Below are 409 nucleotides of genomic sequence, written 5' to 3'. Positions count from 1 at the left end.
AAAGAAACAGTTGATAGTTTTAATTCTTATCAAGAACATGGTGCGGAAGGAGAGACTTGAACTCTCACATCCTAAGATACTGGAACCTAAATCCAGCGCGTCTACCAATTCCGCCACTCCCGCATAGTCCGTATAATTATATACGTTTTTGCTGTTTATACTCGTAGCTAGAGTTATTCTTTAACAACATTCTTTGGTAGAAGAAGTTGGCTGGGATACCAGGATTTGAACCTGGGAATGCCAGGATCAAAACCTGGTGCCTTACCGCTTGGCGATATCCCAACAAAGAAACAGTTGATAGTTTTAATTCTTATCAAGAACATGGTGCGGAAGGAGAGACTTGAACTCTCACATCCTAAGATACTGGAACCTAAATCCAGCGCGTCTACCAATTCCGCCACTCCCGCAT

The 409-nt window shown here is 42.5% G+C and carries 3 tRNA genes; all 3 read right to left on the bottom strand.

The annotated features are described in order from the left end of the window. Positions 1–38: 38 nt before the first annotated feature. The 3 genes from H5203_RS22570 to H5203_RS22560 all read right to left on the bottom strand — a co-directional run bounded on the left by H5203_RS22570 (position 39) and on the right by H5203_RS22560 (position 407). Positions 39–123: transfer RNA gene (locus H5203_RS22570), tRNA-Leu, on the bottom strand. A gap of 84 nt (positions 124–207) precedes the next feature. Next, a tRNA-Gln gene (locus H5203_RS22565) sits at positions 208–282 on the bottom strand. Between the two features lie 40 nt (positions 283–322). Further along, positions 323–407: transfer RNA gene (locus tag H5203_RS22560), tRNA-Leu, on the bottom strand. Positions 408–409 lie beyond the last annotated feature (2 nt).

The organism is Pseudoalteromonas sp. SG41-1 (genome assembly GCF_014164575.1).
Lineage (GTDB): Bacteria > Pseudomonadota > Gammaproteobacteria > Enterobacterales > Alteromonadaceae > Pseudoalteromonas > Pseudoalteromonas rhizosphaerae.
The sequence above is the reverse complement of the archived record's forward strand: the minus strand, read 5'-3'. Positions and strand labels throughout refer to the sequence as shown.